23 protein-coding genes are annotated in these 23,546 nt (G+C 70.9%); 9 read left to right on the top strand and 14 right to left on the bottom strand.

Features of this window, described 5'->3' with window-relative positions:
* Positions 1-107: 107 nt before the first annotated feature.
* A complete protein-coding gene (locus tag ABZU32_RS16185; RefSeq protein ID WP_354922683.1) occupies positions 108-1,118 on the bottom strand; it encodes a helix-turn-helix domain-containing protein in 1,011 nt (336 codons plus the stop codon).
* Positions 1,119-1,501: 383 nt separating this feature from the next.
* Between ABZU32_RS16185 and ABZU32_RS16190 the strand changes: the two genes are divergently transcribed.
* The gene (locus ABZU32_RS16190) at positions 1,502-2,443 is read left to right on the top strand and encodes a hypothetical protein (protein WP_354922686.1); all 942 of its coding nucleotides are present in this window, start codon (positions 1,502-1,504) and stop codon (positions 2,441-2,443) included.
* A gap of 13 nt (positions 2,444-2,456) precedes the next feature.
* Here the strand turns inward: ABZU32_RS16190 and ABZU32_RS16195 are convergent, their stop codons facing one another.
* The 4 genes from ABZU32_RS16195 to ABZU32_RS16210 form a co-directional block, all read right to left on the bottom strand.
* Entirely contained in the window at positions 2,457-2,930 is a 474-nt protein-coding gene (locus ABZU32_RS16195) for a deaminase (protein WP_354922689.1), read from the bottom strand.
* Positions 2,923-3,612: a dihydrofolate reductase family protein gene (locus ABZU32_RS16200; RefSeq protein ID WP_354922692.1), complete on the bottom strand. Its 690-nt coding sequence runs from the start codon at positions 3,610-3,612 to the stop codon at positions 2,923-2,925. Before ABZU32_RS16200 ends, ABZU32_RS16195 begins: the two co-directional genes overlap by 8 nt.
* 347 nt (positions 3,613-3,959) lie before the next feature.
* Positions 3,960-8,309 carry a cation-translocating P-type ATPase gene (locus ABZU32_RS16205; protein ID WP_354922695.1) on the bottom strand — a complete coding sequence of 1,450 codons (4,350 nt, stop codon included), beginning with the start codon at positions 8,307-8,309 and terminating at the stop codon, positions 3,960-3,962.
* Positions 8,310-8,471: 162 nt separating this feature from the next.
* A complete protein-coding gene (locus ABZU32_RS16210) occupies positions 8,472-8,921 on the bottom strand; it encodes a hypothetical protein (protein ID WP_354922698.1) in 450 nt (149 codons plus the stop codon).
* 332 nt (positions 8,922-9,253) lie between these two features.
* Here ABZU32_RS16210 and ABZU32_RS16215 point away from each other — a divergent pair, with 332 nt between their 5' ends.
* Complete coding sequence (locus ABZU32_RS16215) at positions 9,254-10,399, top strand: hypothetical protein (RefSeq protein WP_354922701.1); 1,146 nt, start codon at positions 9,254-9,256, stop codon at positions 10,397-10,399.
* Positions 10,400-10,417: 18 nt separating this feature from the next.
* Here ABZU32_RS16215 and ABZU32_RS16220 read toward each other — a convergent pair whose 3' ends face one another.
* Positions 10,418-10,756, bottom strand: a complete 339-nt coding sequence (locus ABZU32_RS16220; RefSeq protein ID WP_354922704.1) for a GNAT family N-acetyltransferase — start codon at positions 10,754-10,756, stop codon at positions 10,418-10,420.
* A 149-nt stretch (positions 10,757-10,905) separates the two neighbouring features.
* Here ABZU32_RS16220 and ABZU32_RS16225 point away from each other — a divergent pair, with 149 nt between their 5' ends.
* Positions 10,906-12,012 (top strand): RNA-guided endonuclease TnpB family protein, encoded by a 1,107-nt coding sequence (locus ABZU32_RS16225; RefSeq protein ID WP_354922707.1) that lies wholly within the window; start codon positions 10,906-10,908, stop codon positions 12,010-12,012.
* Positions 12,013-12,164: 152 nt separating this feature from the next.
* On the opposite strand, the gene ABZU32_RS16230 is transcribed toward ABZU32_RS16225, so the two are convergent.
* Together ABZU32_RS16230 and mca are read right to left on the bottom strand one after the other, a co-directional pair.
* Positions 12,165-12,398: a hypothetical protein gene (locus ABZU32_RS16230; protein WP_354922710.1), complete on the bottom strand. Its 234-nt coding sequence runs from the start codon at positions 12,396-12,398 to the stop codon at positions 12,165-12,167.
* Between the two features lie 178 nt (positions 12,399-12,576).
* Entirely contained in the window at positions 12,577-13,461 is an 885-nt protein-coding gene (gene mca / locus ABZU32_RS16235) for a mycothiol conjugate amidase Mca (protein WP_354922713.1), read from the bottom strand.
* A gap of 132 nt (positions 13,462-13,593) precedes the next feature.
* On the opposite strand from mca, the gene ABZU32_RS16240 reads away from it, so the two are divergent.
* From ABZU32_RS16240 to ABZU32_RS16250, 3 genes are all read left to right on the top strand, one after another.
* Positions 13,594-14,025: a DUF4307 domain-containing protein gene (locus tag ABZU32_RS16240; protein WP_354922720.1), complete on the top strand. Its 432-nt coding sequence runs from the start codon at positions 13,594-13,596 to the stop codon at positions 14,023-14,025.
* 89 nt (positions 14,026-14,114) lie between these two features.
* Positions 14,115-14,615: a transcription elongation factor GreA gene (greA, locus tag ABZU32_RS16245; RefSeq protein ID WP_354840072.1), complete on the top strand. Its 501-nt coding sequence runs from the start codon at positions 14,115-14,117 to the stop codon at positions 14,613-14,615.
* 463 nt (positions 14,616-15,078) lie between these two features.
* Complete coding sequence (locus tag ABZU32_RS16250; protein WP_354922723.1) at positions 15,079-16,584, top strand: C40 family peptidase; 1,506 nt, start codon at positions 15,079-15,081, stop codon at positions 16,582-16,584.
* A 7-nt stretch (positions 16,585-16,591) separates the two neighbouring features.
* Here ABZU32_RS16250 and ABZU32_RS16255 read toward each other — a convergent pair whose 3' ends face one another.
* The 3 genes from ABZU32_RS16255 to ABZU32_RS16265 all read right to left on the bottom strand — a co-directional run bounded on the left by ABZU32_RS16255 (position 16,592) and on the right by ABZU32_RS16265 (position 18,224).
* Positions 16,592-16,963, bottom strand: a complete 372-nt coding sequence (locus ABZU32_RS16255; RefSeq protein ID WP_354922726.1) for a hypothetical protein — start codon at positions 16,961-16,963, stop codon at positions 16,592-16,594.
* Between the two features lie 26 nt (positions 16,964-16,989).
* Positions 16,990-17,223 (bottom strand): hypothetical protein, encoded by a 234-nt coding sequence (locus tag ABZU32_RS16260; protein WP_354922729.1) that lies wholly within the window; start codon positions 17,221-17,223, stop codon positions 16,990-16,992.
* A 185-nt stretch (positions 17,224-17,408) separates the two neighbouring features.
* On the bottom strand, positions 17,409-18,224 hold the full coding sequence (locus ABZU32_RS16265) for a nuclear transport factor 2 family protein (RefSeq protein ID WP_354922732.1): 816 nt from the start codon (positions 18,222-18,224) through the stop codon (positions 17,409-17,411).
* A 103-nt stretch (positions 18,225-18,327) separates the two neighbouring features.
* Between ABZU32_RS16265 and ABZU32_RS16270 the strand changes: the two genes are divergently transcribed.
* Positions 18,328-18,939: a helix-turn-helix domain-containing protein gene (locus ABZU32_RS16270; RefSeq protein WP_354922735.1), complete on the top strand. Its 612-nt coding sequence runs from the start codon at positions 18,328-18,330 to the stop codon at positions 18,937-18,939.
* Between the two features lie 205 nt (positions 18,940-19,144).
* The gene (locus ABZU32_RS16275) at positions 19,145-20,584 is read left to right on the top strand and encodes a hypothetical protein (RefSeq protein WP_354922738.1); all 1,440 of its coding nucleotides are present in this window, start codon (positions 19,145-19,147) and stop codon (positions 20,582-20,584) included.
* Positions 20,585-20,686: 102 nt separating this feature from the next.
* Here ABZU32_RS16275 and ABZU32_RS16280 read toward each other — a convergent pair whose 3' ends face one another.
* Entirely contained in the window at positions 20,687-20,887 is a 201-nt protein-coding gene (locus ABZU32_RS16280; protein WP_354922741.1) for a DUF397 domain-containing protein, read from the bottom strand.
* Positions 20,869-21,681: a helix-turn-helix transcriptional regulator gene (locus ABZU32_RS16285; RefSeq protein WP_354922744.1), complete on the bottom strand. Its 813-nt coding sequence runs from the start codon at positions 21,679-21,681 to the stop codon at positions 20,869-20,871. The genes ABZU32_RS16280 and ABZU32_RS16285 overlap by 19 nt, the downstream gene beginning before the upstream one ends.
* A gap of 287 nt (positions 21,682-21,968) precedes the next feature.
* Here ABZU32_RS16285 and ABZU32_RS16290 point away from each other — a divergent pair, with 287 nt between their 5' ends.
* The gene (locus ABZU32_RS16290; protein WP_354922747.1) at positions 21,969-22,397 is read left to right on the top strand and encodes an ATP-binding protein; all 429 of its coding nucleotides are present in this window, start codon (positions 21,969-21,971) and stop codon (positions 22,395-22,397) included.
* Between the two features lie 66 nt (positions 22,398-22,463).
* Here the strand turns inward: ABZU32_RS16290 and ABZU32_RS16295 are convergent, their stop codons facing one another.
* Positions 22,464-23,075: a TetR family transcriptional regulator gene (locus ABZU32_RS16295; protein ID WP_354922750.1), complete on the bottom strand. Its 612-nt coding sequence runs from the start codon at positions 23,073-23,075 to the stop codon at positions 22,464-22,466.
* Between the last annotated feature and the right edge of the window lie 471 nt (positions 23,076-23,546).

A 23,546-nucleotide genomic window follows, 5' to 3' on the forward strand; every position in this document is an offset into this window, starting at 1 on the left:
GCTCACCTGTTCTCACTTCCCGGCTCGGGCCCGCTATCACCTCACCGCGAGGACGAACGCGTTGTGCCGTCGCCGCGGGCGGCGGCCGTCCGTGCCGTTACGACGTCTCACCCGGGCGCGTCGGGGTCCCACCAGCCGCGCCGGGCGGCCAGGACGCCGGCCTGGAAGCGACTGGTGGCCGACAGCCGAACCATGAGCGCCTGGATGCGGCGCTGGACGGTGCGGTGGCCCATGTCGAGCTGCCGGGCGATCGCCTCGTCCGGCAGGCCGAGGGCCAGCAGCGAGACGATGCGCCGCTCCTCCTCGCTGAGCGGCGGATCGCCGGGCGCGCCCGCCGGGTCCCCGTTCGCGGTGGCCTGGCCCGGCAGGAACGGCTGCGACTGGCGCCACAGCATCTCGAACAGGGTGGACAGGGCGTCCAGCAGCGAGGAGGGATGCACCAGAATGCACGAGTCGAGGACGCGGGGCGTCGCCCGCAGGGGGATCAGCCCGAGGTCGTCGTCGGCGAGGATCATCTTCATCGGCACGTTCGCCAGGACGCGGATCTCCTCCCCGGCGGCGACGCCCTCCTCCAGGTGGCGGGCCTGCCCGGCGGTCCGCAGGGTGCCGTGCTCGTGGATGAAGCGCCGCCGCACCGTGTGCTCCAGCACGTTCACCCGCGAGGAGACCCGTTCACCGCCGATGGCCCGCGCGTACGGCGGGGCGTCGATGCCGCGGACGACCTTCTGGGCCCGGCGCAGCAACTGCTGTCCCGACCTCGCCACCGCCTCGGGGCCGGAGATGACCTCGATCAGCTCGGAGGCGTCCCCTCCGAAGCGGGCCCTGCGGTGGCGCTCGCCCAGGTGGTGCGCGAGCGCGCGCACACGCTTGATGTCGCGCTCACGCGACAGCAGCAGCACCTCGATGGCGGTCTGCGGGGGCAGCGCCGCGTAGCGCACCGGCTGGCCGGGCACCCGGGAGATCAGCCCGCGGTCCTCCAGGCGCTGGAGCACCGCGCCCATCACCTCCCGGTCGACGGTGGTGACCCCGGCGAGCTCGTCGGCGGTGAGCGGGTTGCCGTCGATCAGTGCCAGGTACGCTTCCTCGCCCCAGTGGTCGACCCCGAGGACCTCGAGCACGGTGACACCTCGCTCGCGCGCTCGCCGGCCGCCGTCCGTGAAAGGGGCGGCTCAGGCGGTGGCGGTGACCAGCAGGGCGATGCCCAGAAGCACCACGATCGGGATCAGCCACATCACGGCCTCGATCGCGAATTCCTTGTACATGCGTCTTCCTCTCCCTGGGGATGATCGGGTGTGCCGTGAATGGCCCGCCGTGCAGCTTAACCGGACAATACGCGAGCTCCGACCCCCGGGCACGGATATCGGCCCACCCTCCCGCGCCTCTGCTCTCCACGGGGTGGACGGTGCCTTGACGAGAGGCGACAAGGGATTCACAGTCGTGATCAGTGGCCACTGATCAGCGTGCACGTCTCCCGCCGTCCCCCCTGCCATGAGGATGTGTCATGACGCTTGCCGAGTCCGCGCGCGGCGGCCCCCTGGCCCCGGCCGACGAACCGCCCGCCCACCGAGCCCGCCTGGTCGTGCTGAGCGTGCTCGCCGGAGCGGCCCTCGCCGCTCTGTGGTCCTTCCACTTCGTCGACAGCGTGATCGGGGACAACGTCGCCAACACGCTGCTCGGTCACGACGCCAAGGGCACCGCGATCACCGGCGTGGTCGCGGGCGCGGTCTTCGCGTTCGTCTCGGGCCTGGCCGGCACGTTCACCGCCTGCAACGTCGCGGCGTTCGGGGCGGTGGTGCCGCTGGTGCGCGAGGGCGCGTCCTGGCGCGACCGGCTGGGCGCGACGCTGCGCCCGCTCGGCCGCCTCGCGATCGGCATGGTCGTGGTGAGCGGCCTGTACGGCGCCGTGGGCGCCCTGCTCGGCGAGCGGCTGCCGCAGTTGTCGACCGCGACCGTGGGCAACGGGCTGCCCGTGCGGCTGATCCAGGCGTCGGTGGTCTTCGGCGTCATCGGGCTGGTGTTCGTCTGGCTCGGCCTGGCCGCGCTGCGGCTGGTGCCCGACCCGCTGGCGGGCCTGGAGCGCCGCTTCCCGGGCGCGCGCCTGGTCGTGCTGGGCGCGCTGGTGGGCGGCTTCCTCATCGGCCGCCCGTTCCCGCTGTTCCACAAGCTGTTCACCTACGCCGCGCAGACCCACAACCCGCTGTACGGCGCGGCCGTGTTCGTCCTGCAGTCGCTGGGCAACATCGTGGTGATGGCGGTGCTGTTCACGCTGCTCACGCTGGCGGGCCGGGGCCGGTTCGCCCGCTGGCTGGTGGCCGAGCCCAGCCGCCTGGTGACGGTGACCGCCGCGGCCTTCCTGGTCGCCGGCGCCTTCACCGTCATCTACTGGGACGTCCGCCTGCCCGCCATGTTCGGCTACGGGTGGTACCCGACGGTTCCCTGGTGAGGGCCGCCCGCGGTCAGCGGGTGAACAGGTGGGCGTTGACCTCGCGGGCCGCGGCGGCGAGGCCGGGGTGCTCGACGACCTCGACGCCGGCGTCGCGGAGGGTCTCGGCGCCGGTGCAGTCGACGAACACGTCGGGCTCGCGCCAGGCGAAGACGACGCGGGGAACGCCCGCGGCGATGATCAGCTCGGTGCAGGTGCGGGGACGCGAGGCGCGCCTGGTGCACGGTTCGAGCGAGCTGTAGAGGGTCGCCGAGGCGAGCCGGGGGTCGCCGGGGACGATTTTGGCCAGGGCGGCCTCCTCGGCGTGGTCGTGCGGGTCGCCCTCGCGGGAGTGGCCGGTGGCCAGGACGGTGCCGTCACCGGCCACGACGACGGCTCCCACGGCGAAGGCGGTGGTGGAGACCGGGCAGCGGCGCGAGAGCTCGATGGTGCGCTCCAGCCACCGCCGGTCGTCCTCGGGGGCGGGGGTGGCCGGGGCGTCAGGCATCGGAGGGCTCCGGAGGCAGGTAGCGGAGGAGGACGACGTCGCCGATGGGGCGCGCCTCGGCGAGCCGCATCGGCCGGTCGTGGCCGTAGGGGAAGGACGCGCCGCCGACGAAGCGGGGAGCGGCGGGGTCGCCGACCAGGAACGGGGCGACGACCAGGTGCAGCTCGTCCACCAGCCCGTGGGCCAGGAAGAGCGTGTGGACGGCGGTGCCGCCCTCGACCATGAGCCGGCCGACCCCGCGCGCGGCCAGGTCGGCGAGCACGCCGGGAAGGTCGAGCGGGTCGCCGGCGTCGACGACGGTGGCCACGCCGGAGAGGGTGCGGCGGACCCGCCCGGCGGACGGGCCCGTGACGTACACGATCTTCTCGGCGTCGCCGAGTGCGAAGAAGCGGCGTGCGGGGTCCAGGTCGCCGCGGCCGGTCAGCGTGACCTTGACCGGGGTCTCGGTGAGCCCGCGCCGCACCCGTTCGGCGCGGCGGGCCGCGGATCGCACGACGAGCCGCGGGTCGTCGGCGCGGATGGTGCCGGCGCCGACGAGGATCGCGTCGCAGCCGGCGCGCACCTCGTCCACGCGGTCGAAGTCGGCCTCGTTGGACAGGGCGAGCGGCGCGCCGGAGGCGTCGTCGATGAAGCCGTCGATCGACATCGCCACCGACAGCAGGACGTAGGGCCGCTCACCCACTGTGCGTCTCCACGCCTCAATCATGGCGGGTCGCGCGGTGACGGGTGAGCGGGAGGCGGGCGGACCGGCGCGGGACCGGTCGAGACCGGCCGGACCGGCCGGACCGGTCGAGACCGGCCGGGACCGGTCAGGGCGGGGTCAGGCGGCTTCGGGAAGCGCCTTGTCCACCCAGCTCTGGACCAGGCGGATGACCAGGGCCTCGACGAGGATCACGGCCGCCTTGGCGAGCACCGTGGCAAGGAAGTTGTACACCATAACCTCACAGGAAGGGGACTTCGAGTGCTTTATACAGGATTACGCATCTATGTAGCTAGATGTCCGTCTGTGAGTGTACGAAAGATGAACGTTCAGTGACCAGCGTCGCCGAAGTAGCGAGACGGTTCCACCAGGCGTCCCACCAGCCCCGCGGCGACCCCGCTGCCCAGGCCGATCGCCCATCCGAACGGGCCCACCGGCCGGCAGCCGAACAACCGGCTGACCCCGGGCGTCGAGACGGCCAGGACCAGGCACGCCATTGAGGCCGAGGTGGCCAGCATGACCGTGCGGTCGCGCCCGCCCACGGCCAGGGTCTGCACGAGCTGCGCCGACACCAGGCCGATGAGCCCCACGGTGTCGGCCCGCCCCTGCGAGCCGGTGGAGCGCGCGAACAGCCAGGCCGCGGTGGCCGCCGCCGCGGTCGTCACGGCGCGGGCGTAGATGTCGCGGGTGAGCGCCGCGCCCAGCGACGCCTCGGGACCCTCCTCCAGCAGCTTCTCGGGGCTGGTCGCGCTCGGCGGCCTGATGGCGATCGCCAGGGCCGGCAGCATGTCGGTGAGCAGGTTGACCAGCAGCAACTGACGGGCGTTCAGGGTGTTGCGCCCGGCGATCAGGTTCGACCCGACGGTGAAGACGATCTCCCCGAGGTTGCCGCCGAGCAGGATGCCGAGCGCGTCGCGCACCGAGCTCCACATGGCGCGGCCCTCGACGATGGCCTCGACGATCGTCTCGATGCGGTCGTCGGTCACCACCACGTCGGCGGCGGCGCGCGCGGCCGGGGTGGCCCGCGAGCCGAGCGCCACGCCGACGTCGGCGAGCCGGATGGCCGGAGCGTCGTTGGCGCCGTCCCCGGTGACCGCCACCACCTTGCCCGCCTTCTGCAGCCCGGCGACGATGCGCGCCTTGTGCGCGGGGGTGACCCGCGCGAAGACCGACACACCCGGCAGCGCCTCGGCGAGCGCCTCGTCGTCGATGCGGTCCAGCTCCGGGCCGGTCATGATGTGCAGGCCGCCCAGCAGGTTCAGCTCGGCGGCGATGGCCTCGGCGGTGCTCGGGTGGTCCCCGGTGATCATGACGACCCGGACGCCCGCGCGCGTCAGCCGGTCGACGCTGCGCGCGGCGGTCGGCCGCACCGGGTCGGCCAGCCCGAGGAACCCCAGGAAGCACAGCTCGCCGACGGAGGCCTCGTCCAGCTCGCGCAGGTCGCCGGCGCGTCGCTCGGCCACGGCCAGCACGCGGTACCCCTGCTGGGCGAGCTGGTCGACCTCCTTGATCAGCGACTGCGCCGCCTCCTCGTCCAGGGGCAGCACCGCGCCGTCGGTGAGCAGCGTGCCACACCGCGTGAGCACCACCTCGGGGGCGCCCTTGACGCTGAGCAGGCGGGAGCCTCCCGCCGGGTCGGTGGTGCCCAGCACGGCGTGGAAGCCCCTGGCCGGCTCGAACGGCAGCTCGTCGATGCGCTGCCAGGCCGCCAGCCCCTCGGCCGGCAGAACGCCCGCCTTCCTCGCCCCCTCCTGCACGGCGCGGTCGGTGAGGTGCGGGACGGCGCGCTCGCCGTCGATCTGCGGGCCCGCGCGCAGCGCCGCCGCGAGGATCCGCCGGAACTCCGGCGGCAGCTCGTCCACGGGGTGCTCCACGCGGCCGTCGGAGACGCGGCCCAGGGTGATGTGCCCCTCGGTGAGGGTGCCGGTCTTGTCGAAGCACAGCACGTCGACCCGGCCGAGCGCCTCGATGGTCGAGGGGTTGCGCACCAGCGTCTCGCGGGTGGACAGCCGCCGCGCCGCGGCCAGTTCGGCGACGGTGGCGATGAACGGCAGCCCTTCGGGGACGGCGGCCACGGCCAGGCTCACCGCGGGCGCGACGGCGGCGGCCAGCGGCGTGCGGCGCAGCAGGTTGGTGGCCATCAGCACGACGCCGGACCCGAGCGCGGCCGGCATGATCTGGCGGCTCAGCGCCCGCAGCCGCAGCTCCACCCCGGTCGGCGGGGCCTCCTCCGCGCCCATCTCCGCCGTGCGCCCGGCCTCGGTGGCCGTGCCGGTGGACACCACCACCGCCAGGCAGTACCCGGCGGCGACCGTGGTGCCCTCGTACACCATGGAGCTGCGGTCGGCCACGGCCAGCGCGGCTGTCGGCGCCACCGACTTGGTCACCAGCTGGGACTCGCCGGTGAGCGGCGCCTCGTCCACCTCCAGGCCGCGCGCCTTGATCACCCGGCAGTCGGCGGGCACGGCGTCGCCCGCCCGCAGCTCGATGACGTCGCCCCGCACCAGGTCGTCGGCGGTGGCGTCCACCGGCCCCTGCGGGCGGCGCAGCCGCACCGGGACCGCCGTGGCGTCGGTCAGCCGGGTCAGCGCCCGGTCGGCGTTGGTGCGCTGCGCGCCGCCGATCAGCCCGTTGACGCCGAGCACTCCGGCGATGAGCACGGCGTCCAGCGCCGAGCCCACGGCGGCGGACAGGCCCGCCGCGGCGGCGAGCACCGGGGTCAGCGGGTTGGCCAGCTCCTCGGCGGTCGCGCGCAGCAGCGACGGCGCCGCGGCGGTCTCCTTGCGGCTCGGACCGTTGCGGCGGCGCGCGGACTCGGCCTCCGAGAGCCCGGACGGGGTCGAGGACAGCCGTGCCAGCACGTCCTGCGCGGGCAGAGCGTGCCACGGGGTGCGGTCCACCCGCATGGGCAGCCCGCCCCGGCCGAGGTTGCGGGCCGACCACACGCCCATGACCAGGGACGCGAGCGAGGTGCAGTCGCTGACGAGCTGCACACGGCGCACCGACCCCGCGGCCGAGCCGACGACGGTGAGCCCGGTGCCGAGGGCGGCCCCGCCGGCGGAGACCTTCACGCTGCGGCCGCTGGTCGTCCTGGCCACGCGCAGCGACCGCAGCAGCAGGTGCGCGACGTCCGGCCCGCCGATCACGTCCGCGTCCCACGGAGGCCGCCCCCCGGAGGCCAGCACGCCGATGCCCAGATCGGCCTCGCCCAGGCCGCGCCGCGACCGCCCGCTCACAAGGGCGACGCCGTGCCCCTCCACCTGCAGCTCCCTGATGGACGCGGCCAGCCGGTGGCCGCCCTCCACCTGCCGCCGGACGCCCAGGCGCGCGGCCAGCCCGGCGTCGTCCCCGGCGAGGACGACCTCGCACCTTTGCGCGGCGTCGATGAGCGCCTCGGCGTAGGGATGGGTCTCGGGCACCATGCCGACCACGGCGACCGTTTCGCCGCGACAGGTCACCGAGACGGGGCGGATGCCGCCCTCCTGCCAGTCCGACGCTCGCGCCGGCGGCGCCGCGGCCGGTTCGGCCGCCCAGTCGCCCTGCTCACGACGCACCGTGACGTCCGCGCCTTCGAGCAGCATGTAGACGCGGGCGTGCAGCTCGTCGGCGGGCACGCCGGCGCCGGAGGCGAGTGTGATCACCTCGTGGATGGTCCAGGAGGGCATCGTCAGGGTCCGCGCGTCGAACACGACCGTGTCGACGCGGTCCATGGCCCGCACGGCCTCCCGGTGCAGGACCAGCCCGCCGCGGTGGGCGACGGCCCGCCCGATCGCGCTGACGAAGGCGTCGCGTCCCAGCCGCGCGGCCTTGGGGGTCTGGGCGATCAGCATCGCCAGCGCGCGCTCCTGGTCGCGGCTGATGACCGAGGTGACCCCGTAGGAGGCCAGCGCGCCCACGCTCAGCCCGTCCGCGTACCGCTCGATCGGCCCGTAGGGCATGGGGACGGGGCGCAGGGACAGCTCGCTCCTGATGTGCTCGTAGGCGCCCTTGTGCTGGGCGAACTCCTCTTCCCTGACCCGCCACGCCCGCCGGCCGGCCACGGCCTCGGCCAGGCGGCCGGCCGCGGACAGCGAGTCGATGAACAGCCCGACGGGGCGCAGGGCGAGCGTCTGGGCGGTGAAGCGGGTGTAGGCCCAGATCACGTCGGCGGTCGGCCGCCCGACGCGGCGTTCGAGCTCGTGCCGGACGCGGGGGGTGGACTCCACGAGCTGGAGCAGGGCCGGCAGCGCGGAGGGCACCCGGGCGACGTGCGTCACCTGGCCGACGAGGGTCACGCCGGCGCCGAGCAGCCCCGCGCCGAGCTCCAGGACCGCGCGGGCCTGGTTCTCCACCGCGTGCCGGCCCTTCCGGCCGTCGCCGCCGCGCCGGGGGACGTCGTGCTCGTCGATGATGGACAGGAGCTTGCCGACGTCGGCGCCGTCGCGCTCGCAGGCGATGTAGACGAAGCCGAGGGCGCCGTTGACCTCGGCCCGTCCGGCGCCGGCGATCTCGCAGAGGCGCTCCTCGAGCAGCCCGGCCTCCTGGGAGGTGCCCGGGGCGCCGAGGTTGCGCAGCTCGATGCGCAGGCCCCCCGGGCACTCGTGGACCTGCCGGGGGAAGGGCAGCGCCCCGCGCACCGTCTCCGGCAGCAGCGACGCCAGCAGCCCTATCGGCCCCCTCAGCTCACGAAGCAGGAACACAACGCCTCCAGGGCCCCCGTGCCAACACGCCGATCAGGCCGCCCTTGCGCGCGGCCTGATCGTTCGACCCTAAGTATGCCCAGGTCAGGCGGTTGAACCCTCTCTGCGGCGCTTTGCGATTTCGTGGCGAAGCGCGCGGCGGGGACCCGCTGGAGGCGGGTGTCAGGCGGTGCCCGGCTGCGGGCCGCCCGTGGACTTCTGCGCCGCCGTACGCGTGGAGCGCGTGGACGTCCGTGCGGTGCCCGTGGCGCGGCTGCGGGTGGAGGGGGTCGCCGTGCGGCCGGAGGCGGTGCCGGCGCGCGCCCGCGTGGCCCGGGGCGTCGCCGGCTGCTCGGCCGTGGTGTCCTGCGCGGCCCGGCCCTGCATCCGGCCCTGCATCATGCCGCCTTGCTCGCCCATGCCGCCCTGGTGCCGCATCGCCCGTGACGCGATGGCGGTGCTGGCGCCGACGACCACGGCGATCGGCCACTCCACCAGCCCGAGGGCCGCGAGCAGGCCGAGACCGCCGTAGTACATCAGGCGCTCCGGCGGCGGCAGGAAGGTCCTGGCCGTTTCCACGGCCCGGTTCATCTCCTGCCCGCGCGCGCCGGACGGACGCGACATCCCGGGCATGCGTGGCATCCTCGGCATGTGCGGGCGGTGGACGTGGAGGCTGACCACGGGTGTGTCCAGCTGGATGAGATCGCCGTTGGACGTGGATCCCGATGGCGCGCCCCGGCTTTCTCGCGACGTCTGGCTCACTGTCATGGCCCCCTCCTCGGGTCGGAATTCAGCTCCTCTTTTCACCCTTTGCCCACTTCAGCGGCACTCACCAGGGCCTTTCGTCACCATCAGTGCTTGTTGTCCTATTCATTTGGTTGGGTCGACCCGTGCGCGCCACGCGTCCGGCCTGGCAGAACGGTCCCGCTGTCGCCGTCCGGCCCGGGGGCGTAGGCTCACGGGACGTGACAGTCGATCTGGGCTTCGTCAGCGAATACGCAGGTAGACCCGCGGCCCACCTCACCCGGCGGGACGTCGCCCGGGCCCTGCTCGCCGTACCGAGCGGCCAGGCGCTGGTGGCCGTCCCCGACCTCCGCCGCGCGATGCTGGCGGCGGGCAACCCCCTCTCGGCCGCGTTCTGGGACTCCGCCAAGGCCACGCTCGCCGGCATCGAGAACGGCGTGGCGACGGTCGGCGACGTCCAGAGATGGCTGGAGGCCACCGGCACCGAGCCCATCCTGATCACCCGCGGCTACTTCGTGTGGCCCGAGGAGGGCGAGCGCGGCCCGGTGGCGACCGAGCTGCACGAACGGCTGGTCGCCCACCTGGAGGAGCACGTCAGGATCGGCGAGATCGACCCCGACCGCCTGGTGGCCGGCGACGCCGAGGCCCGCGAGGTCTACGAGCGGGTCCAGGACCACTGGCTCGCCACGCCCCTGCCCGACGGCCGGGTGCCGAGCAGCGCGGTCGGCGAGGAGGTGGACGAGGAGCTGTTCGCCACCTGGGACGAGGAGGAGGCCTTCGCCCTCGGCGAGCTGCGCCGGGTGCTCGCCGACCTGCCCGAGCCCGACCTGCCCTCCGGCGAGCTGGCGGCCGCGGCCCGGCGGTTGCGCGCCCTGCTGGCCGAGCCCGGATACCCCGGCAACGTCCTGCGCGCGTGCTCCGGCCTGGAAGGCGAGCCGCTGCCCGAGGACGACACCGAGCTGTGGCTCATGGTCGCCGCCGGGGTCGCCTCACCCGTCTCCGACCTGCAGGACGAGGACGAGCACCAGTTCTGGGACCTGGAGGGCGAGCTGAGCCAGGAGGACGCCGCGCTGGCCGCCCTGTGCACCATCCACCACGCCGACTGGCTCGCCACCGTCGCCGCCCTCGCCCGGCGCGGCCCCGGGGTGCTCGCCTCACCCGAGCGCATCGCCCGGCTGGTCGCCGAGTCCGACGACATCGACGTCGACATGGACGACCCGGAGGACCTGGAGACCACCGAGACGCTGTTCACCACGGTCACACCGCTGTGGCGGGAACTCGGCATCGTGGACGACAGGGCCGTCCTGACCCCCCTCGGCTGGTGGGGCCTCCCCAAGTCCCTCGAACGCGCCTGGTCCCCCGAATAGCCTTTGTCGCGCTGAAGGTCAGTGGGAGGGTTCCACGGGCTGTGCGGGGTCTACGGGCTCGGCGGAGGCGGCCCTGGCGACCAGGTCGCCGTACTCGGGGTGGCGCTCGATGTAACGGGCCACGAACGGGCACAGCGGCACGACGGGGACCCCGGCCGCACGCGCGGCGTCCAGCGCGCCGCGCACCAGGCGGCTGCCAAGCCCCTGCCCCTCGAACTCGTCCTTGATCTCGGTGTGGGTGAACACCAGCCGGCCGCCCCTGTGGCGGTACTCGGCGAAGCCGGCGAGCCGGCCGCCCACCGTGACCTCATAGCGGCCGGCGTCCGGGTTGTCGGTCACCTCGACCGTCTCATTCATTGAAGACCTCCGAAGAGACCCCCCGCGTTCAGGCGGGGGAGGAATCGGACCCCTGGGAGCAGGACAGGGGTAGGAAGTTCGCCATGAGGCGAACGCCCGTATCGAACAAACGCGCGATTGTGGGCTGGTGGCGCGGTAGGGTGTGCGGCGTGGTGCAGATCGTGAAGCGGGCCTACAAGTACCGCTTCTACCCCACCGCTGAGCAGGCCGAACAGCTCACGCGGACGTTCGGGTGCGTGCGCTTGGTCTATAACAAGGCCCTGGAGGAACGCACCCGCGCCTACACCCAGGAAGGCCGCGGTGTCTCCTATGTGGAGTCCTCGGCGCGCCTGACCGAGTGGAAACACAGCGACGAGTACGACTTTTTGTCGCAGGTGTCGTCGGTGCCGTTGCAGCAGGCGCTGCGCCACCTGCAGGCGGCGTTCGCGAACTTCTTCGCCCACCGGGCCAAGTACCCGACGTTCAAGTCCCGCAAGAAGTCGCGGCTGTCGGCCGAGTACACCCGCTCGGCGTTCCGTTGGCGCCAGGGCCGGTTGACGCTGGCGAAGATGGACGCGCCGCTGGAGATCGTGTGGTCGCGCCCGTTGCCGCAGGAGGCCGAGCCGTCGACGGTCACGGTCTGCCGGGATGCGGCGGGGCGGTGGTTTGTGTCCCTCCTGGTGGAGGAGAAGATGGCGCCACTGCCGCCGATCGAGGCGTCGGTGGGTGTGGACGCGGGCATCACGGCGCTGGTCACGCTGTCGACCGGGGAGAAGATCGTCAACCCTCGGCATGAGCGGGCCGACCGGCGCAGGCTGGCCAAGGCGCAACGGGCGCTTGCCCGTAAACAGAAGGGATCGGGCAACCGGGCCAAGGCCCGGCTGCGGGTGGCGAAGGTGTATGCCCGGATCGCCGACCGGCGCCGGGATCATCTGCACAAGGTGACCACACGGCTTGTTCGCGAGAATCAAGTGATCGCCGTGGAAGACCTGACCGTTCGCACCATGGTCAAAAACCGTTCGCTGGCACGCGCCATCAGCGACGCCTCCTGGCGGGAGTTGCGGGGCATGCTGGAGTACAAGGCGGCCTGGTACGGGCGCACACTGGTGGTCGTAGACCGCTGGTTCCCCTCCTCCAAGCTGTGCTCGGCCTGCGGAACCCCGCAACAGGCGATGCCGCTGAATGTCCGGGAGTGGACCTGTGCCTGCGGCGCGGTCCACGACCGGGACGTCAACGCGGCCAAGAACGTGCTCGCCGCCGGGCTGGCGGAGAGCTGAAACGCCTGTGGAGCCGGTGTAAGACCTCAACGAGAGTCCTCTCGGGCGGGCGACCGGCAGTGAAGCAGGAAACCTCACGGGCGACCGTGGGAATCCCTCCTTCAGCAGGGGGAGAAGGTCAACTGGAGCTTCCTCTCGGACGACGACGACGGTCAGCGCGAGCCGTTGGGCCGCGGCTCGGTCTCCGTCGTCTCGGCACGGTCGGCCTTGTCCAGATCGGCTTGGCGCGGAACCTCGATCTTGGAGATCTGCTTGTTCATCGACTTCACCAGGAAGTACAGCGCGACACCGATCGCGGCCACGACGAGGAAGCCGATGAGCCCGGGGCCGACCGGCGGGGGGGCGGCCCCCTGTGCGGCGGCTGCGTGTGCGGCGATATCAGTCACACCTCAAGTCTGCCACCCGGGGGCCGCCCCCTCCTCAGCGGTCGGCGCGCCGGCCGCACGGCCCGGTCTTGCCGTAGCCGAACGGCCGGCGCGCGTCAGCTCAACGGCCGGCGCGCGACCTCAGTGGCCCGCGCGACCTCAGTGGCCCGCGCGTCACCTCAATGGCCGGCGCGTGACCTCAGTGGTCGGCGTGGGCCACCTCTTCCGCGCGGATTCCGGTGAACAGGTCCTCCTCCGGCAGGTCGGTGTCCACCAGCGACCGGGCCAGGTGGTAGTCCTCGGTCGGCCAGATCTCCTCCTGCAGGTCGCGCGGGCACACGAACCAGAAGCCGTCCGGGTCCACCTGGGTGGCGTGGGCCAGCAGCGCCCTGTCGCGGGTCTCGAAGTACTCCCCGCACGGCACCCGCGTGGTGACCTCCCACTTCTGCGGGCGGTCCTCCCAGCGGGCGATCCAGTCGCCGTAGGGCGAGCCGATGCCGCGCTCGGTCATCGCCTGGTGCAGGGCCTCGAAACGCGCCCGGGTGAATCCCATGTGGTAGTAGAGCTTGAGCGGCTGCCACGGCTCGCCGAGGCCGACATAACGGTCGGGGTCGCCCGCGGCCTCGAACGCCTCCACCGACACCTTGTTGGTCATGATGTGATCGGGGTGCGGGTAGCCGCCGTCGTCGTCATAGGTCAGGATCACATGCGGCCGGAACTCGCGGACGGCCGCGACGAGCGGGGCGGAGGCCACCTCCAGCGGCTGCAACGCGAAGCATCCCTCGGGCAGCGGCTCGCTCTCGTCGTCCGGCAGACCGGAGTCGATGAAGCCCAGGAAGCTCTGCCGCACGCCCAGGATCTCGCGTGCCCGCTCCATCTCCTGGCGGCGCACCTCGGTGATGTTCTCAAGGATGTCCGGCAGCTCCATCTTCGGATTCAAGATCGAACCGCGCTCACCGCCGGTCAGGGTGCAGACCAGCACATCAGCGCCTTCAGCCACATAGCGCGCCATCGTGGCGGCGCCCTTGCTGGACTCGTCGTCAGGGTGGGCGTGTACGGCCATCAATCGCAGTGGTGCACTCACGGGTCGGTTTCTCCTCAAGTGTCCGGGCCGGGCTCCCCCAGTGGGGCTCTTCTGGGGGCGGCGCGTAGAGCGGAGCCTCCGCAGGGGACAATTGTCTCGTGCAACGACAAGGGACCGCTGGGAGATTCCACCATGACCGATAGACCCGTCGGTTCGCACGTGGACCAGCCGATCCTGGGGACCCCAGACTCCTTTCCGGAGCGTCGGCCCACTTCCGGACGCGCCGGGCGAACCATTGCCTTCGTCATCATCGGGATCTTTATCGCGATCGCGATGGGCGGCTGGGGGTACGTCATGATGACCGCGCGGGGTAATCCCGACGTGCTCACGATCGCTTTCACGGTCGACGGCCCGAACTCGGTGACGATAACCTTCCAGGCGCACAAGCCCGCCGACCGCACGTCCGTCTGCCGCCTGCGGGCCACCGACGTGGATCATGTGGAGGTGGGCGCCCGCGACGTCACGATCCCCCCCGGGGAGGAGGACGTCCGGCTGACCGAACGCGTCGACACCAGCTCGCGCGCCACTTCGGGCAGCGTGCAGTACTGCTATCTCGTACAATGAGACTTTTGGGAAAGCGTCCGACCGGGTTAATTTGTTAGTCTCCCGGAATTCGGACGCTCGCAACTCTCACGAGTACGCAAGGAGAACCCGTGGTCGACTCCCGCCAAGAGAACGTCACCTGGCTGACGCAGGAGGCGTACGACCGCCTGAAGGCGGAGTTTGAGCATCTCTCCGGGCCCGGGCGCGTCGACATCGCCAAGAAGATCGAAGCCGCCCGCGAAGAGGGCGACCTCAAGGAGAACGGCGGATACCACGCCGCGAAGGAGGAGCAGGGCAAGATGGAGGGTCGCATCCTCCAGCTCCGCCAGCTGCTCGACCAGGCGAGGGTGGGCGAGGCCCCCCGCGCCGAAGGCGTCGTCGGTCCCGGCATGACCGTGACCATCCGGTTCGACGGCGACGACGACGAGGTCACCTTCCTGCTGGCATCCCGCGAGGAGAGCGGCGCCCCGATCGACGTCTACTCGCCCCGCTCCCCGCTCGGCGCGGCCATCAACGGCAAGAAGATCGGCGAGAGGGCCACCTACACCCTCCCCAACGGCCGGCAGAACACCGTGGAGATCCTCGAAGCCGTCCCCTACATCGGCAACTGACCCGTCCCGCACCGGCCGGCCGGTCGGCCCGCATCCCGCGTCCGAGCGCCGGACGGTCCGCGTCCGGTGGCCGGTCAGGCGGGGTTCTCGCCCGAAGGCAGCCTGCCGGCCGCGTCCGGCGGGCGCACGGGCGTCCGCGCCCTGATCCATCGTCCATCCAGATCCGCCGGAGCCCGGCTCCGGCGGATCGCCGCTGTCGGGCCTGCGGGCCACCGCAGGGCTTGGCGGCGAAACGCCGGACACCCGGCCCGGGGTCAGGGACAATCGGGCATTGACGGGACGACTTAGGCGCGACCCTCCGGAACCACCTGGACGTTCCGGCGGACATGCGGCACGCTCTTTGGTGCCCGCACGACACGGCTTCGGTGGCCGGCGACGGCTTCGGCATCCGGACCACGGTGACCACGGCAACGACGGTGACCACGGCAGCGACGGCAGAGATGACGGCGAGAAGGGGGAGAAGGTGCTCGATCGGCGACCGCGTGGCTCGACCGCCGTCCGAGAGACCCTCACCCGCAGCCTGGGGTCCGTCCAGGGCTACCTGAGCGGCGCGCTGGCCGAGGTCCGCGAGGACCTCAGCTACCACCCGCGCATTCCCCGCCGGCGCCGCGCCAGGGCCAGGCTGCGCCGCCGCACGGTCGCGGTCGTCGCCACCGGGCTGGTCGCCGTGCTCGCCACCGACCTCACGGTATTCGGCGAACTGAGCGCCAGGGAGGCGCGGAGCGCCGCGGCGGCACGCGTGCAGGCCGGGCAGCGCGTTCCCGGCTACCTCCCCGCCGCCCGCGGCCTCACCGTCACCCGTGCCCCCGCGACGACCCGCGCCCCCGGCGCCACGGGTGCCGGGGGCGGTCCCGCCACCGCGCCAACGGCCGGAGCTCCGGCGGCGAACGGCTCCACCTCCGCCGAGGGCTCCACCGGTTCTACCTCCGCCGACGGCTCGTCCGGCTCGCGTAAGCTCCCCGCCGGCGACCCGCCGCAGACGGCCACGAACACCCAGGTCGCGCCGCTCGCCGTCCTGCGCAGGCCGCACCTGTTCGTCGTCGCGCCGCGCTCCCTGTCGGCGGCGAGCGTCCGCAGGGTCAAGGCGAGCAAGGGCGTCAGGGCGGTGGAGGTCGTGGACGCCGCCGACGTCATGATGGACGGCAAGCGCGTGCAGACCATGGGGGTCGACCCCTCGACCTTCCGCGCCTACACCCCCCGTGCCACCGCCCGCTCCGACGTCCTGTGGAACAGCGTCGCCGCGGGAGACGTGGCGGTCTCCTTCACCCTGGGCAGCGACGGAGGGGTGGCCCTGGGCTCCACCGTGAACGGGGGAGGCAGGAGCCTGCGCGTCGGCGCGTACGCGACCATGGGCATGGGCATGATCAACGCCGTCGTCTCGCGGGGCGTGGCCACGGCGCTCGGCATCCCCAGGGACAACGCGCTGGTCGTCAGCGCGCCCGGCGTCGACTCGACCCGGCTGCGCCTGCGGCTGCTCAAGGTCCTGCCCAAGGGCAGCCAGGTCGCCCTGATCAACCCGGTGCTCACCCCGCCCACCCAGTCGCGCACGAACTGGCCGGCCAGCTCGTTCATGTCCGCCGACCAGCTCCGCGTCGCCCTGACCGCCGCGGCGAGCAAGCTCGGCCGCCCGTACGTCTGGGGCGCCGAGGGACCCGACACCTTCGACTGCTCCGGCCTGGTGCAGTGGGCCTTCGCCCAGGCGGGCGTGCGGATGCCGCGGGTGACCCACCAGCAGTGGGTGACAGGACCGCAGATCCCTCTGTCGCAGGCCCAGCCGGGAGACCTGCTGTTCTGGCGCAGCGACCCGACGAACCCTGGCTACATCTCCCACGTGGCCATCTACTGGGGCAACGGCAAGATGTTGCAGGCCCCCCGCACCGGCGACGTCGTCAAGTTCTCCCCCGTCTCCACCAGAAACCTGGCCGGCGTCGTCCGCGTCAGCCCCTACGTAGCCGCCCGCGTCCGCTGACGGGAGCTCAGGACCGCTGAAGGTGGCCGCGGCGTGGATCCGGCAGACCGAGGAGCATCGCACTGTCGTCTTCGGTGACACCCGCCTGACGCAGCCGGGTCGCCACCTCGACGGCCATCCTGCGAAGATGGGCGCGCTCTTCCTGATAAGAGGCGAAAAGCTCCCGTGGTACGCCTGGTATCTCGTAGACGTACTCCACGGAGACGGGAACGTCTTCAGGCACGTCAAGGACGAAGTGCTTGACCGCTTCCACCTCTTCGAAGAGCTCCGCGAGTGTGCGGCCGCTCACTCCGGAGCGGATGGAGCCGTCGACGGGATCGGCCCCCCAAACAGTGATACCCGTGTCGACCGTCTTTTCGAGGGTGACTCGGAACTGCACGCGGCGAGGAGTCGGCACACTCGCGGTCATCGCAACCAGCCCTCTCCGAACACGTGCTCCAGATCGCGTTCGAGGTTGACGAGCACTGTGGACCGAAGATCGCGGACGGGGACGATGGCACGGCCGACCACGATCTGAGCCCGGTCATAGAGCAAGAGTAGGCGAACGGACCGGCCCGTCTCAGCCCACTCGACACGCAGCGAGGATTCGCGGGCAAGCTTGTAGATCCGATCGCGGATCTCCTGATAGCTGCTCAGCACGCGGCCACGGTAATGAGACGCAACGGAATCGTCCGGGGAATCGTCGCCTGGGACTCCAGAAGGTCAGGCTGCCGGCCGCGCTGACAGGAGCCCTTTCTGACGCCCCTGGTGGCGGCGTGCAACGCCCGCCGGGGTGGACGCTCGTTCCGTTCGCGGAGCGGCGTACGTTCAGGATGGTGGCGGCGTCACACTTCGCGGCCCAGGGCGGCTGTGGCCGCTGGGATGTTGACGTAGTCGCGCAGGCGTGCGATCTGTCCCTCGCGCACGGTGAGGACGACGATGTTGGGGAGGGTGAACTCGCCGGTGGAGGCGCTGGTCCCAAAGGCCTCCTGCTCGACGATGATCGTTTTTGGATCGCCGGTGTCGTGGACGGCGAGAGTGCGGTAACGCTCGTACTTCAGCGGGTTGTCCTTCCAGCCCGCGGCGATCCAGGTCACGATCGCGTCGCGGCCCTCAAGGCGGGACGGCAGGCCGGGGGCGGTGAACGGGAACTCGTGGACCGCGTCGGCCGCGTACAGACGGCTCATGTCGTCGGCCGACTGGCTGACGGAGGCTTGGCGCCAACGTTCCAGAACCTCGTGCGGGCCGGCTTCTTGCTTTCGCCCGCCGAGCGGCGCCCGCCTGGCGGTCACCTTGCGGTAGTGGATCTTCCAGCCGTCGGGCCGGCGGGTGATGACGTCGTCGTAGACGACGCTGCCGGCGGTTCCGTCGGCCTTGATGCCGATCCCTTTCGACCGGGCCCTCGCGGAGTGCTCGTCGATCTGAGTGATCACGATGTTGGTGACGTGGTGGCCGACCGGGTTGGCGTCGCCCAACGCGAGCGCCGCGTCACGTATGGCCGCGGTCCCGTGCAACGCCCCTAAGCCGAGGTCGCCCACGTCATAGGTGACGTCGGGAGTGAGCAGCTCAAGCGCTTCATCGAGCTCGCCCGCGTCCGTGAGGTGGCCGTGGAGATTGATCAGGTCGTTGATGTCGATTCGGTCCTGCTCCGACAGCGCCATAGGGGCGGCCCTCCATGCCGTAAGGTGAATCACGTCGTTAAGGTGAGACGTGGTCCGGTTAGGCGGAGGACGTTACCGGACTGTGTCCCCGGTTAGCAAGGATGTGGTGATCGCGCTGGCAGACCAGGAATCGCGGCCGCGTGACGGACGTCCGAAGCGTGCGGACGCCCGGCGCAACTACGAGCAGTTGGTCGAGCAGGCGCGACGGGCGTTCGCCGAGTTCGGCGTGGACGCCTCCCTGGACGAGATCGCCCGGCGGGCAGGGGTCGCCAGCGGAACGCTGTACCGGCATTTCCCCACGCGGCTCGACCTCGTCGAGGCGGTGCTCGGCGAGCAGATCGCCGAGTTGGTCGACCTCGGTCGCGGACTGATGAGTGCCGAGGACCGATTCGACGCGCTGTTCACGTGGTTGCGCGCCACCCTCACGCATTCCTTGACCTACCGGGGCCTCGCGGCCGCCGTGATGAACTCGGCGCTCGACCGCGGGAATGGCCTGGTGTCGAGCTGGCATGCCGAGATGTTCGAGGTGGGAACCGCGTTGCTGGCGCGGGCACGTGAGGCGGGCGTGATCGCCGCCGATGCGGACGAAGCGGATGTGCTGAAGATGGTCGGCGCCATCGCCTGGGCCGTCCGGGACGCCGCGGACGGCCCGGCCCAGGCCGACCGCCTGCTCGCCCTCCTCATGAACGGCCTGCGCCTGGACGATCGTCGCTAAAGGTGCAAATCCTCGTAAATGGCCTATCTATTCGTGCTCCGCTGTACGGACATATCCATACTCGGGGGTCGAGACCGGATTTCGCGCGGTTAGTGTTTCCGGACGGTCGAAATGACGGCCGCGTAAGTGCCGCCGAATTGTTAGCTCGATTTCGGCGGGGGTGAGATCTGATGGAACGTACCAATGGCCGGCGGCAGGAGGACGTGTGACCACTCCGAAGATCCCCACCATGGACGACGCCCTGGCGGTCGTCCAGCGAGATCAGCCGGTCAACCGGACTCTGGATCTCCCGCCGCTCCAGATCAAGGTCAAGCATGGTGACATGCTCGGCCTCGGCGACCAGGATGTGACGACCCATCTCGCGAGGATCTACCGGATCGCCGGTCACGCCCCCGCCCTCGCCCAAGAGCTGACCGACACGCAACTGCGCCTCTGGCTGCTGTACGCGGCCAACCTGCTGGCGGAGAACCGCGAGGCCGTCCCCGGGTTCGATTTCAAGGGGGCGCTGACGTGGCTGGTGCGCAACATCCCCGCCGAGCCGGTGATGCCCGCCCCGAACCACGCCGAGTTCGAGCTCCACGTGCTCGGCCGCACCGGGTGGCTGCGGGCGGCGCTGAAGGCGAAGGTGGCCCGGCTTCCCGACCAGGTGCGGCAGCAGGCCGCCGCCTGCTACAGCCCTCCGCCGTCCAACGTCCCGAGCGGGCCCGGTGCCTCAAACGGGCCGAGCGATCAGTCGCCGCCGCTCGACAAGGACCTTCTCCGCAAGGAGCTCCTGCCGAAGCTGCAGAACCTCCTGGTGAACCATGTCGTGCAGTGGCGACGGCAGCCGGGACAGCAACCCCGATTCCAGCAGTGGGAAGACCTGGGCCTGATCGCGCGGCTGGCCCAGGCCGTGGCCTGGCGGATGCTCCAGCCGTACGCGGCGGCCCGCGAGGACGGTCCCTTCTTCACGGGGTTCGACTACTTCTCGAAGATCTACGACAAGACCAGGACGATGCCGAGCGAGCAGGACCTCGTCAAGCACCTGATGAACCGGGCCTATGTGGTCGGCGAGGACACCTCGGCGGGTAAGCCGGTCTTCACCCTCGCCGGATATGACTCCATGCGCTCGGACGACAGGGTCTTCCTGTTCAAGATGCTCGGGCAGTGGATCGCCGACAACTCCACGGCGCGCAAGCTCGCGGTCTACTTCTTCCAGCACATCGGCTCCAACTCCCACGCGGGTGCGGAGGGCGGCGGCGGTGTCGGCCTGGTCACCGAGTTCAGGACCGATCGGCCGGAGTCGCAGGCGCGCTGGGAGACCATCGAGACGATCGTCCACGAGATGGTGCACAACCTCATCCACCCGAACCTCCTCGCGCAGACGGACAAGGTGCGCAGGCCCATGGTGATCAAGGAGGGGTTCATCGAGGTGGTCACCAGGGAGGTGTTCAACTGGATGATCGACAACGGGAGCGAGTCGTCCACGAAACGGCTGATGATGGGGGTCGAGGGGCAACTCGTCCCCCCGGTCAGGAAGACCACGCTGGGCTACGCCGAGAGCGGCGCGTACGCGGACCAGATCTTCCAGCTCGTCGGCCGCGAGCGCTTCCTCACGGCCTTCATGACGGGGGACATCGAGCTGGTCGGCCTGACACCGAGCTGAGCACGTAATCCACAAACCCGCACCGGGGGCCGAACGGCCCCCGGCCTCGGGTTCTCTTGTATCGGCACCGCCACCACTCGCGGCGACCCTGGCACCCCGGGGCTACTCGCCGGCGAGTTCGGTGCTCTTGAGACCGCGAATGAAGGTGCGCCAATCGTCGGAGGAGAAGCGCAGCATAGGCCCTATGGGGTTCTTGCTGTCGCGCACCGCCAAGCCACCAGCGAGGGACGCGACCTCCACGCAGTTGCCGCCGTTCCCGCTGCTGTAGGACGACTTGCGCCAAGTCAGATTTGCGATTTCCACGTCTCTGCCACCTTTTTCATCAGCTCGAGGGACTGCTTCATCGGCAGGGCCTCAGCCCGGAGGGCTTCCCACAGGCGCTTCATGGTCGCCACGTCCGGTGCATGCTCAACGACTTCACCGCTGAGCGCATTGTCCACATAGACAACCTCCCTTCCATCGAAAGTGGCGATGACGAAGGGCCCGGCCAGGCCAGAATAAGCACCCGCCTCCAGCGGCACAATCTGAATGACGACGTCCGGCCGCTGTGCGCGATCGGCGAGATCGAGTAGCTGGTCGTACATGGTCTGGGCGCCACCCACGGGCCGCCGCAGAACACCTTCGTCCAAGACGGCGACGAACATTGGACGGTTGTCGGTATTGAGTACGCGCTGGCGAGCGAGTCGCGCCTCAACCTGGTCATCGACGTCGAATGTCCTACCCGAGCTCGCGATGATCGCTCGGGCGTATGACTCGGTCTGCAACAAGCCGGGTACTACCAGGGCTTCGTAGGACAGAAGTGAGATGGCGGCCGACTCGATCTGGAGCCACTTGCCGAGCCATTCGGGGGGCATGGCCTTGCAGACGAGGTCTTGGGCGAGGCGGGTGAGGATGCCGCCGGTTTCGAGGGTGCGGTCGCAGCGTTCGGCGAAGTCGGGCTTGGGGACTCTGCGGGCCGTCTCGACCATGGCGACGAAGGACGGCGAGTAGCCGACGATCGCGGTGGCGAGTTGAGCCTGGCTGAGGCCGGCGGACTCGCGGGCCTGTCGCAATTCCCTGGCGAAGAATTCGAGCGGTGTCATGCGGTTGCCGTTCACGATGCCCCTCACAGGTGTTCACGGAATCGTCGCCGATGTCACCCTTCCGGGGTACACGCGGCCTCTTCGGCCGGACCCTAAGACGCTGGTAGGGAACATGGGAAGGGGTAAGGGAAATCTGTGGAGTTCCGTCGTACGGAAGAACGGTGTGTGGGTCTCTCCGTGTCCTCGGCGCTGAATGCATTCAGCCGGATATGTCGATCCCTCGATATTAGGTCCGTTTTGTACGTGCGAATACGAGCCATTACCCGAATGTCCCACCGTCACTGCAACGGTAAGGAGTGCCGATGCCGGAGATGTCGGACGGTCTTCGTGTCGCCTGCTGGGAGATCCCGGGCGACGCCTCGGTCGTGGGCAAGGTCCGCGCCATGGTGAAGGAGGCTCTCGGCGGGTGGCAGCTGTCCTGTCTCGCGGACGACGTGACCCTGGTCGTCGGGGAACTGCTGGCGAACGCGATCTCCTACGGCGAGCCACCGATCAGGGTCTCGCTGTGGGCGGGGGACGGCGACCTGTTCGTGTGGGTCACCGACCACGGCGCCGGACGGCCGCACCGCCTGGACCTCGGGCTGGACTCCACGCACGGGCGCGGCCTGGCCATCGTCGCGGCTCTCGCCCACGGTCACGGCGTCACCCCGCTGACCGGCGCCACCGGCAAGACCGTCTGGGCCCGATGGAGCCACTCCAGTGCACGACACCACGACCGCCCCGGCAAATGATCATGGGTGTGGCGGCGCTTGGTGCGATGGTCCTGTCCATCGTGACCACGGCCAGGTAGGACCGGCTCAGAGGGGCAGGCCTTCTTCGAGGAGGCCGAGGACGCGGTCCATCAGGTCGGCCAGGGGTTCGGTTCCCTCGGACTCGATCCACAGCTCGATGGCGGCCATCCAGGCGCCCATGACCGCGCCGGTGAAGACGCGCAGCCGGAAATCGTCCTCCGGGACACCGGTGCGCTGGGCGATGGCGTTCCTGAGCGTCGCCATGGTGGCGATCTGTCCTTCCACCTGACGGGCGCGCAGAGCGGGAATCGACCACACGAGTTCGATGCGCCGCAGCATCGTGTCCTTCTCCTGAGGGAACACCTCGTCGAAGACCTGGCGGATCGTCGCGCGCAACGCGGCCAGCGGGGTGAGCGTCGCTGGCTGGGCGACGAACGCGGCGGCGATCACCGGGTCGTAGTCATCCTGGATCACCACGTCTTCCTTGGTGGGGAAGTAGCGGAAGAACGTGCTCGGCGAGACCTCCGCGGCCTCGGCGATCTGCTCGATCGTGGTGCTGTCGTAGCCCTGCTCCACGAACAACCTCATGGCGTGCTCCTGGATCGTCCGCCGGGTCTTGGCCTTCTTGCGCTCGCGGAGGCCGGGATACCGCTGCTGGGCGTTCGCGGGAGAGCTCATCTTCCAATTCTCGCGTGACCGAGCCGGGCCTCCGCCGCCCAAGGCGCCGACTTCGGCGCACAAGGGTCGACTCTGCCGCACAGGGGCCGACTCCGCCGGACAAGGGGCGACTTCGCCGCACAAGGCGCCGACTTCGCCGTACCCCTTCCCGCCGTCGCGGCGCCTGTGGTGGTCCGGGGTGGTGCGGTGGATGGCCGTCCTCGGCGGCGGCATCGGATGGTCGCCGCGAAGGGGGTGCCCGACAGGGCCGCCACTCCACTGTCGGCGACGAACATCCGGGTGAGCAGCCGTACCGGCCCACTCACCTGTGTGGGGGTGGGGTTGTCGGGTGGGCTTCCTGTGCCGGCCCACTCACCTGTGGGGAGTGGGGCTGTTGGATGGGCAGCCGTATCGACCCACCCACCCACCCGCCCGCCTGCATGCGGGTGGGGTTTGTTGGGTGGGCAGCAGTGTTGGACCACTCATGTGCTT

Source organism: Sphaerisporangium sp. NPDC005288 (genome assembly GCF_040607475.1).
Lineage (GTDB): Bacteria > Actinomycetota > Actinomycetes > Streptosporangiales > Streptosporangiaceae > Sphaerisporangium > Sphaerisporangium rhizosphaerae.